Below are 9,832 nucleotides of genomic sequence, written 5' to 3' on the forward strand. Positions count from 1 at the left end.
GAACGCAGCGACGCGATGGATTGAGATAGTCCTCCCTGTCACGAAGCGATGGGGAGGGGGACCGCCGACACAGTCGGTGGTGGAGGGGGAAGAACCCCTCCGTCAGCCCTGCGGGCTGCCACCTCCCCATTCCTGCGGAACAGGGAGGATGCCCTCACTCCTTCGTCGAGGTCGAAGGCGCCGTCAGCGCCACCAGCCCCGTCGCGGACAGGCGGATGCCGTTGACACCCAGCATGATGCTGGTCCCGTCGGTCACCACGTCGTCCACCACGCCCACCGAGTTGATCGTGGTCGGCAATGTCGATCCGTTCGCGGCCTGCGCGTTGATCGAAAGGGTATAGGCGCCCGCCGCGGCCTTGGTGCCGTCGGTCTGAGTGCCGTCCCACTTGTAGGTGCCCTGGGTCTCGCTGGGGTCGAGGGTAACGGTGGCCACGGTGCCGCCCAGCGCGTCCTTGATCGTCGCGGTGACGGTGGAGGGAGTGCCGTCGACATAGTAGGTCCACTTGGCGGGATTGTCGCCCAGCCCCGCCACCGCGCTGTCGAAGCGCGCCTCGCGGCCGATGTAGCTCGATGCCTGAGCCATCTGCTGCGACAGGAGCTGGCCGAGGATGTCGTCGAGCTTGCCGGTCTGCTGGATCGACTGTTCCACCTGCGAATACTGCACCAGCTGTTGCGTGTACTCCGAGGTGTTCATCGGATCGAGCGGGTCCTGGTTCGTCATCTGCGTGGTCAGCAGCTTGAGGAACAGGTTGTAGTCGGCCAGCAGGCTGGTCGAGGCGGCGGCGGTCTTGCTGGTGGTGCCGGAAGTGCCCGAGGAGGCGGAGGCGGAGGCAGTGTCGGTAACGGTCGTCATTGTCGTGCTGCCTTATGCCATGAGATCGAGATTGCCGCTGCCGCGCAGCGACCGCAGGATGGGGGCGGCCTCTTCCTGCGCGCCGGTGAACTCGGCGGCCGCGCCTTGCGGACGGGTTGACGGGCGATGCTGGCCCGTCCCGTTGCCGAAGCCGCCGCCGCCGTTGGCCGAAGTGTCGAAGCGCAGCGACTGGGCATCGGCGCGTACGCCCGCATCGCTGAGCGCACGGTCGAGGTGAGTGCTCTCGCGGCGCAGCAGGTCGAGCGCGGCGGGCTGGTCGGCGGAGACCACGGCGCGCAGGGTGCCGTCCTCGTCGAAGCCCATGCTCACGTCGATACGGCCCATCTCGCGCGGGTCGAGGCGGATCAGCAGCGCGTCGCGCAGGCCGTCCGGCCCGCCATCGAGAGCCCGCGCGATGGCGACGCCGACGTCCGCGCCTAAGCGGCCCTCACGCACGGTCACGCTGGCCTCGGCGGCTGCCGGGCGCGCGGTGTCGTAAGGGAGCGCGGCCGGATGGCGCGTGGTCGCGGCGTCCAGCGTCTGGGTGAACAGCGGGGCGGAGACGCGAGCCTCGGACACGGGCGTCGCGGTGTCCTCAGCGGCTTGCGGCGCGGCGTGGGCGACGGGCGCGGCGGGACGCGGCCCTTCGGGTTGGGGCGCGGCGGTTGTCGGCGCCGGGTCGGCGGGCGTCGTCGGAGCGGGGGCCATCGCCGCGATGACGGGCGTTCCGGGCGCCGGGGCAGAGGCAGAGGCAGAGGCAGAGGACGGCGCCGGACTGGCCGTCGCGGTGGTCTTGCGCTTTGCCGGACGGGCCGCGTCGATGGCGGCCTCCGGCTGCGCAGCCTCTTCGGCCTGCGTCGCCTCGGCCAGTGTGACCGGCGCGAGAGTTTCCGGGTCTGCGAGGCCCGGTTCGGCGGCCACCACCATGACCTCTGCGGGAGTGGTCGCGGGTGCCTGCGCCTTGGAGGTATCCACCGCCGTCTCGGATGTCGGGTCTGCCGGTGACGATGCGATCGGAAGCGGCGGCGTCGCCACCGGAGTTGACGCGGTCGCAGGAATGGCTGGTGCCTCGGTCCCGGCGCGCGGCGGAACCGGCTCGGCGGGAGCGACGGGTGTTTCGGTCGCCGCCGGGGGGGCAGGTGTGACGACCGGCTCGGCCGGGACCTGCTGCGTCGCGACAGTCACCGCCGCGACTTGCGGCGCGATCCGGCCGGAAAGCGGGAGGGCCTGCTCCGCGACCGGCGGCCCCTCGCCCGCCTGCGCAGCTTCGTCGATCTTCGCCCCGGCACTCGCCCCCACGCTTTCAAGCGCGGCGAGGAAAGCGCCGGTTTCCGCATCCCCGACGCTCGGCACAGGCGTGCCCGGAGCGGCAAGGGTCGGGAAGAAAGTCGTCACGGGAACGGGCATCGGTTCATCATAGGACGCTCGCGCACCGGACGGTCGCGGGTGCGATCTTATGCGCGGGGCTGATCGATGAGCGGCCCTTCAATAAATCAAAATAATGCCATATAATGATCGATAGAAAGGTATCCCATCGATCATGCGCTGGAACTGGCAGCTTCCCGACTGGCCCGACTTCACCTTCGACCCGGCGTCCCTGAGCGCGGTCGAGGCGCGGTTCCTCAAGGGATCGGGCGTCGTCGTCGGGGCCATGCATCACCTCGACGGCGAGGCCCGTCAAGGCGTCGTGATCGAACTGATCGCGCAGGAGATGGTGGAAAGCTCCGCCATCGAGGGCGAAGTGCTGGACCGCGCCAGCGTCCAGTCGTCGATCGCGCGGCAACTCGGCTTCGCCGCCGACCAGCGCCGCTCCAGCCCGGCCGAGGCGGGCGCGGCCGAGTTGATGGCCGACCTCTACCGCCGCTATGCCGACCCGCTGAACAACGCGGTGCTGTTCGACTGGCACCGGATGCTGATGAACGGCCGCCGCGATCTGGCTGAGATCGGCGGCTATCGCACCCATGCCGATCCGATGCAGATCGTCTCGGGCGCCCTGCACGCGCCGCGCGTCCACTTCGAGGCGCCGCCGTCGGACCGCGTGCCCGCAGAGATGGCGCGCTTCATCGCCTGGTTCAACGCGAGCGGGCCGAAAGGGGGCACGCCGCTGCCCGCCATCACCCGCGCAGCCGTCGCGCACTTGTGGTTCGAGACGATCCATCCGTTCGAGGATGGCAACGGCCGCCTCGGCCGCGCGATCGCGGAAAAGGCACTGGCGCAGAGCCTGGAGGCACCGACGCTGACCGCGCTTGCCGCCACCATCAACCGGCGCCGAAAAGCCTATTACGCGGAGCTGCAGCGCGCCAGCCAGAGCAACCGGATCGATGCGTGGATGGACTGGTTTGCCGATACCGTGCTGGAAGCGCAAGGCCGCACGATCGCCAGCATCCGCTTCCTGATCGAGAAAACCCGTCTGCTCGACCGCCTGAAGGGCGCGATCAACCCGCGTCAGGAAAAGGCGCTGATCCGCATGATGGCCGAGGGGCCGGACGGTTTCGCGGGGGGCCTGAGCGCGCACAACTATCGCACGATCACCGACGCCGCCTCCGCCACCGCGACGCGCGATCTGGCCGAGCTGGTCGAACTGGGCGCGCTGGAGCGGGTGGGGGAGCGGCGCTATGCGCGCTATCATCTGAAGATTGCGAGCGGCGACGGCGATGGAGGAGTGTGATCGGATCAATCACTCCACCCTCGTCATTGCGAGCGCAGCGAAGCAATCCAGGGCGGCTTGAGACTGCCCTGGATTGCTTCGCTGCGCTCGCAATGACGAGGGGGGCGCCAAGCACGGCGGGGTGTGATCGCACACAACCCCGTCATCCCAGTGAAGGCTGGGACCGCTGGCCGTGAACAGCCCACCTCGCGGCGGCGCGCTTTCACGAGAGTTCGCGTCTAAAGACCGATAGCGGTCCCAGCCTTCGCTGGGATGACGGGGTTTATTTGCCCCATCCGTGTCAGCCCCTACCCGATCGCGCCCAGACTGCGCAGGCGCGCCCTCGGGTGGATCTCGTTCTGCGAGAGCACCACCGTCGCCGGCCGCACCCGCTCGATGATCGAGCGCACGAAAGGCCGCAGGCTCGGGCTCGTCAGCAGGCACGGGATTTCTCCCTGCCCGGCGAGGCGGTCGTACGTTTCGCGCACCGAGGCGATGAAGGCCTGCAGCTGCGAGGGCGCCATGGCGAGGTGGCGGTCGTCGCCCTGCCCGATGATCGCCTCGGAGAATGCCTCGTCCCACACCGCGCCGAGCGCGACGATGGGGACCGTGCCGTCCAGCGTGTGCTGCGCCGAGATCTGCCGGGCAAGCCGCGCGCGAACATGCTCGGTGACTTGCGTGAGGTTGGCGGTGATGGCGCTCGCCTCGGCCACGCCTTCGAGGATCGTGGGCATGTCGCGGATCGAGACGCCCTCGGCCAGCAGGTTCTGCAGCACCCGCTGCACGCCCGAGACCGAGATGCGCGAGGGCACGATGTCGGCGATCAGCTTGGCCGAATCCTTGTGGACCTCGTCGAGCAGCTTCTGCGTCTCGGCATAGGAAAGAAGATCGGCGATGTTGTCCTTGACGATCTCGGTCAGGTGGGTGGTGACGACAGTGCCGCAGTCCACCACCGTCAGGCCGCGGAAGCCCGCCTCCTGCCGCAGTTCGCGGTCGATCCATTGGGCGGGCAGCTTGAACACCGGTTCTTGCGTGGCCTCGCCCGAGAGGCCGGTCTCGCCGCCCCCGGCATTGATGACGAGCAGCTTGCCGATGCGCAGTTCGCCGCGCGCGGTCTCGGTTTCCTTGACGTAGACGACGTATTCGTTCGCCTGCAGCGCCATGTTGTCGATGATGCGGACCGAGGGCAGGACGAAGCCGTAGTCGGTCGCCATCTGGCGGCGCAGCGCGCGGACCTGATCGTCGAGGCGCGGCTCGGCGCTGGCGTCGTTGATCAGCGGGAGCAGGCCATAGCCGAGCTCGATGCGCAGCGCGTCGATCGCAAGGGTTCGGGCGATCGGCTCCTCGGCCTGCGCGGCCTTCTGGCGGGCCTGAGCGGCGGCCTCCTCGACGCGGGCGGCGGCCACCGCCCCTTCCGCCTTCTTGGTCATCGTCCACGCGAGCCATCCGCATAGCCCGCCGAGGATCGCGAAGGGCAGGAACGGCAGGCCGGGCATCAGCGCCAGCATGCCCATCAGCGCGCCCGCGATGCCGAACGCCTTGGGATAACGGCCCAGCTGGTCGCCCAGCGCCGCGCCCGTCTTGCCGACGACGCCGCCCTTGGACACCAGCAGGCCCGCCGCCGTCGAGACGATCAGCGCCGGAATCTGGCTGACGAGGCCGTCGCCCACCGTGAGGATGGTGTAGGTCGTGAACGCCTGCCCGAACGGCACGCCGTGGATCGCGACGCCGACGATCAGCCCGACGACGATGTTGATCGCGGTGATCAGCAGAGCGGCGACCGCATCGCCCTTCACGAACTTCGAGGCACCGTCCATGGCGCCGTAGAAGCCGCTCTCCTGCTCGATCTCGGAACGGCGTTCGCGGGCGACGTCCTCGGTGATGGTGCCGGCGTTGAGGTCGGCGTCGATCGCCATCTGCTTGCCCGGCATCGCATCGAGGCTGAAGCGCGCCGCCACTTCGGCGATGCGGCCCGCGCCCTTGGTGATGACCACGAAGTTGATGACGATCAGGATCGCGAAGATGGTGAGGCCGATGACGGTCTCGCCGCCCATCAGGAACTCGCCGAAGGCCGCGATCACCCCGCCCGCCGCCTGATGCCCCTCATGCCCGTGGCCGAGGATCAGGCGGGTGGAGGCAAGGTTCAGGCCGAGCCGCAGCATCGTCGTGATGAGCAGGATCGTCGGGAAGCTGGAAAGCTGCAGCGGCTTCTCGATGAACAGCGCCGTCATCAGGATGAGGACAGAAGCCGTGATCGAGAGCGCGAGGCCCATGTCGAGCATCCACGCCGGCATCGGCAGGATGAGCATCGCGATGATCGCGCCCACGCCCAGCGCCAGCGCAAGATCGCGCCCCGGTCCGAGGCGGACTAGGAACTGCGTGACCTGCGGGGGAAGCGCGGACTTGGTGGGCGCGGTGGCCATTACCGGTGCTCTATCGCGAGCCCGCTGCATGGGCGGGAAACGAGGGTGCTGTAACCATTTTCCGTCATCCCCGCGAAGGCGGGGACCCAGCTGATGTTCGTGCGACAGGCACCGGCATCAGATGGGTTCCCGCCTTCGCGGGAATGACGGGGGTGAGAGTGAAGTCCGGTACGCTCCAGATTGCCGCGGCCCGGCGACGAAGCATTTATCCTTCCCCCGTCATTGCGAGCGTAGCGAAGCAATCCAGGGCAGCATGAAACCGCGCTGGATTGCTTCGCTACGCTCGCAATGACGAAGGAGAGAGCCATCACGCGCCCGCCGCCATCTCGGCCCGCACCACGCCTGCAAGTGCAGGTGGCACCGCCATCCCGTCCGCCTGGAACGTGCGCAGCTTGTTGCGCATGGTCCGCACCGAAATGCCCAGCATCGCCGCCGCCGCGCTGCGGTTGCCGCCGCAGTGGCGCAGGGTCTGGAGGATCAGCTCGCGCTCGACGTCGGCGATGTTCTGTCCGACGAGGCCGGAAACCGAGGCCGTCACCGAACCCTCAGACCGCCCGCCGCGCAGCCGCGCCAGCACGTCCTTGAGGTTCACCGCAAGGTCCACCACCACCATGTCGGCTTCCGACCCGGTCCAGCTCCCGGAGGTCCAGCCTTCAAAGGCCGCAGGCGCGGATTCCACGCCGATGCGGGTGGCCGAGCCGCGCACCATCTCGTTGGCAAGACCCACCGCGTCGCCCAGTTCGCCGACCAGCATCAGCCGGGTGGCATCATGATCGCGCGATCCCATCATGCTTCCTTGCGGACGATTTCGGTCAGCGTGACGCCCAGCGTGGCGTCGATCAGCACGACTTCGCCGCGCGCGATGATGCGGTTGTTGACGAAGATGTCGACCGGCTCGCCGACGCGGCGGTCCAGCTCCACCACCATGCCGGGCTTGAGCCGCAGCAGGTCGCCGATGTCCATCTTCGATCGGCCGAGCACCGCCTGCACTTTCACCGGCACGTCGAACACGGCGTGCAGGTCATCGGGCGTCGGCGGCGTGGAGGGACGCGGCGGCAGCGCGGTTTCGCCGCTCAGGACCGGGGCCGGTTCCTCAGGCAGATGCGCCGGGGTCAGCTGGTGCCGGGTGTCGAGCTCGTCGCTCATCGGATACCTTTCACGTGTTCATCCACTGGCGGATGACGGAGGCGGATTCCGCCGGGTTGGAAGCGATGGTGTCGCCGATGCGCTTGATCGCGGAGAGCTTCACTCGCCCATCGACATGGGCGAGCGCGACTTCCTGATCGAGCAGCGGGGTATCGTCGGCCCCCCCGCCGATCGGGCCGCCCATCGGCTCAAGCTGCGCCATCGAGACGCTGCCCGCGGGCTGGCGGCGGTCCTCACCCTCGGAAAGATCACCGGAGGGCGGCGGCAGCAGCGCGGGCGCGTTCTGGCGGCGCAGCATGCGGATGGCGAAGAGGACGATGCCGCCGACCAGCACGATCTTCAGCACGTCTAGGATGCGATCGACGGTCAGGCCGAACGGCAAGCCGCCGTCGATGCCGTCCACGTCCTGCGCGGCGAAGGGCATGTTCTCCACCAACACGCTGTCGCCGCGATCGCTGTCGAAGCCGACGGCGTTCTCGACGAGGCGCTGCAGGCGGTCGAGCTGCGGCTGCGGCAGGCCCTTCTCGCCGCCGTCCACCATGACCGCCACGGTCAGGCGCTTGACCTGCCCCGGCGTGCGCACGGCGACCTTCTGGACGCGGCTGTTCTGGTAGGTGGTGTCCTCGGAGGTCTCGTTCTGTGCGGCGTTGCGGCTGTCGCCATTGGCGCCGTTCTGCGCGGCGGCCGCGTTCTCGGGCAGCTGGGTGGCGACACTCGCGCCTTGCGCGCCGGGGGTCTTTTCGGTGCTCTGGTTGCTGGATTCGACGCTGACCTGGTGTTGGATAACCTGCTTGTCGGGGTCGAAGGTCTCGGATTCCTCGCGCACCTGGTCGCGTTCGAGCACGGCGGACACTTCGGCGCGGACTTTGCCGTGGCCGACGATCGGCTCCACCATGGTCTCGATCTGGTCGCGCAAGCGGGCTTCGACGGCGGCCTGCCGTTCCTCGATGTCGCCGGAACTGCCCTGGCCTTCGCCCGCCCGCGCCAGCAGCGCGCCGGTCTGGTCCACCACCGACACCGCTTCGGGCGAGAGGTCGGGCACCGCCGAGGACACCAGATAGCGGATCGCCTGCACCGCCTCGGCCGGGAGCCGCCCGGTGGTCTTGACCGTGACCGAGGCGCTGGCCTTGCGCGGCTCGGTTTCGAACATCGCCCGCTCGGGCATGACGACGTGGACGCGGGCGCGGCTGACACGGTCCAGGCTTTCGATCGAACGGGTCAGTTCACCCTCGATCGCGCGCGTCTCGTTCAGCTTCGCGCGAGAGGAGGAGATGCCGAAGGGCTCCTCCTGGTCGAGCACTTCGTAGCCGATCTTGCCGCCCAGCTGCTCGGAGGCCATCGCCATGCGCAGTTCGGGCAGCTTGTCGGCAGGCGCGAGGATCGCGGTGCCGTCGGCCGAAAGCTGGAAGGGCACGCCCTGCCCCTTGAGCTTTTCGGTGATGGTCGATGCGGCCGAGGGGTCGAGGTCGGTGTACAGGTAGCCCATCGCGCTGTCGGGCGTTCGCGTGGCCATCCAGCCAAGGCCGAGCAGCAGCGCCAGCGCGACGCCGCCCATCATCGCGGCGCGGCGCACGCCAATCTGCCCGATGAAATTGCGCAACGCTTCCAAGTCCGGCCTTCCGAGATCCCGGCGCCGCCCCTGTCGCGCGCCCCGAGGGCATTATAGGATGAGACTAGGCAAGACTTGCCGGGATGCGCAAAAATGTGCGGTTTCCTTATCCTCCCTGTTGCGAAGCAATGGGGAGGTGGCAGCGCGTAGCGCTGACGGAGGGGTTTCTACCCCTCCACCACCGACTGCGTCGGCGGGGCCCCCCCCCCCCCCCGCCGTATTCGCCGCCGTTGAGGAACTGGCACTGCGCCTCACCTGCCCGACGATCGAACTTCGCGGCGGGGTACTTCCTCCGGCGGGCGAAGGCTGGGCACTCAAGACCCGTTCACACGCCAACTTCGCCCGCCCGCTCGCGGCCGACGACGAAGCGCAACTGCTGGACATTCCGCGCAAGCAGCGCGCCGAAGTGCGCCGCTCGCTGGGCATGGACCTGACGATCGAGGTCGGCACTGCGGAAGCGGATCGCGCCGCGCATTACACGGTCTTCTGTGAGAGCTATCGCAATCTCGGCACCCCGGTCTTTCCCCGCGCGCTGCTGGATGCGGTGGTCAACGGTTTCGGTGACGATGCGGACATTCTGACCGTGCGCCATCAGGGCGTGCCGGTAGCGAGCGTCATCAGCGTCTATCATCAGGGCGCCGTCATGCCGTATTGGGGCGGCGGCACCTGGGACGCCCGGCGCCTTCGGGCCAACGACCGGATGTATTTCGAACTCATGCTCCACGCCCGGCGGCGCGGCTGCACGGTGTTCGACTTCGGCCGCTCCAAGACGGAGAGCGGCGCCTATCATTTCAAGCGCAACTGGGGCTTCGAGCCCGAGCCGCTGACGTATGCGACCTGGACCGCCCCGGGCAGCGCCAGGCGCGATGCGGACCCGACGAGCGGCAAGCTCTCGCTCCAGATCAAGCTGTGGCAGCGCCTGCCTCTGGCAGTGGCCAATCGCCTCGGCCCGCTGATTGCACGCGGTATCGGCTGATGGGCGAAATCCTGTTCCTGGCGCACCGCATCCCGTTTCCGCCGGATCGCGGTGACAAGATCCGTTCCCACCACGTGCTCAAGGCGCTAGCCGCACTGGCTCCCGTGCATGTCGCGACGTTCTGTGACGATGAGCAGGACCGTGCGTTCGAGCCCGATCTCGCCGACCTCGCCACCAG

At 68.6% G+C, this 9,832-nt stretch carries 8 protein-coding genes and 1 pseudogene; 3 read left to right on the plus strand and 6 right to left on the minus strand.

Annotation, left to right across the window (positions count from 1 at the left end):
* Positions 1–154: 154 nt before the first annotated feature.
* The gene (locus LH128_RS22160) at positions 155–853 is read right to left on the minus strand and encodes a flagellar hook assembly protein FlgD (protein WP_008831926.1); all 699 of its coding nucleotides are present in this window, start codon (positions 851–853) and stop codon (positions 155–157) included.
* Between the two features lie 12 nt (positions 854–865).
* Complete coding sequence (locus LH128_RS22165; RefSeq protein ID WP_172705141.1) at positions 866–2,248, minus strand: flagellar hook-length control protein FliK; 1,383 nt, start codon at positions 2,246–2,248, stop codon at positions 866–868.
* Between the two features lie 145 nt (positions 2,249–2,393).
* Here LH128_RS22165 and LH128_RS22170 point away from each other — a divergent pair, with 145 nt between their 5' ends.
* Positions 2,394–3,521: a Fic family protein gene (locus LH128_RS22170; RefSeq protein WP_008831928.1), complete on the plus strand. Its 1,128-nt coding sequence runs from the start codon at positions 2,394–2,396 to the stop codon at positions 3,519–3,521.
* 287 nt (positions 3,522–3,808) lie between these two features.
* Here the strand turns inward: LH128_RS22170 and flhA are convergent, their stop codons facing one another.
* The 4 genes from flhA to fliF form a co-directional block, all read right to left on the minus strand.
* A complete protein-coding gene (flhA, locus tag LH128_RS22175) occupies positions 3,809–5,923 on the minus strand; it encodes a flagellar biosynthesis protein FlhA (protein ID WP_008831929.1) in 2,115 nt (704 codons plus the stop codon).
* Between the two features lie 307 nt (positions 5,924–6,230).
* On the minus strand, positions 6,231–6,713 hold the full coding sequence (locus tag LH128_RS22180; protein WP_327195239.1) for a helix-turn-helix domain-containing protein: 483 nt from the start codon (positions 6,711–6,713) through the stop codon (positions 6,231–6,233).
* On the minus strand, positions 6,710–7,069 hold the full coding sequence (fliN, locus tag LH128_RS22185) for a flagellar motor switch protein FliN (RefSeq protein WP_008831931.1): 360 nt from the start codon (positions 7,067–7,069) through the stop codon (positions 6,710–6,712). The genes LH128_RS22180 and fliN overlap by 4 nt, the downstream gene beginning before the upstream one ends.
* A 10-nt stretch (positions 7,070–7,079) precedes the next feature.
* Positions 7,080–8,678, minus strand: coding sequence for a flagellar basal-body MS-ring/collar protein FliF (gene fliF, locus LH128_RS22190; protein WP_008831932.1), 1,599 nt, complete (start codon positions 8,676–8,678; stop codon positions 7,080–7,082).
* 136 nt (positions 8,679–8,814) lie between these two features.
* Here fliF and LH128_RS22195 point away from each other — a divergent pair, with 136 nt between their 5' ends.
* Positions 8,815–9,654, plus strand: a complete 840-nt coding sequence (locus tag LH128_RS22195) for a GNAT family N-acetyltransferase (RefSeq protein WP_008831933.1) — start codon at positions 8,815–8,817, stop codon at positions 9,652–9,654.
* Positions 9,654–9,832: pseudogene (locus tag LH128_RS33680) on the plus strand (TIGR03087 family PEP-CTERM/XrtA system glycosyltransferase); the annotation flags it as partial. The gene LH128_RS22195 and the pseudogene LH128_RS33680, both read left to right, overlap by 1 nt.

Origin of the sequence: Sphingomonas sp. LH128 (assembly GCF_000293195.2) — a bacterium.
Classification (GTDB): domain Bacteria; phylum Pseudomonadota; class Alphaproteobacteria; order Sphingomonadales; family Sphingomonadaceae; genus Novosphingobium; species Novosphingobium resinovorum_A.